Consider the following 274-nt stretch of genomic DNA (forward strand, 5'->3'; position numbering starts at 1 on the left):
CTGCGCCAGCTTGCCGCCGAAGACACGGGCGTCGCCCAGGCGCTTCTCGAGCTCCTCTGCCATCACGGCAAGATGGCCGAGGACTGCCTTGCCGAAGACCGCCTGCTCACCGCGCCCCAGCGCGTCGCGAACTACATTTTGAGCCACTGCCCGATCGGGTCGGAGAGCTTCTCCTTCCGCCTGCCGTTCCAGAAGAGCGTCCTCGCCGGCAAACTCGGCCTCGCCCCCGAGGCGCTGTCGCGGGCCTTTTCCACGCTCCGTCGGTCGGGCGTTG

Annotated in this window: 1 protein-coding gene; it reads left to right on the forward strand. The window is 68.6% G+C overall.

What is annotated here, in order from left to right:
* Nucleotides 1–274: helix-turn-helix domain-containing protein (locus tag AC3II9_RS21780; RefSeq protein ID WP_489158777.1), on the forward strand; the 274-nt coding region annotated here is incomplete at both ends.

This window comes from Lysinibacillus sp. RU7 (assembly GCF_057837305.1).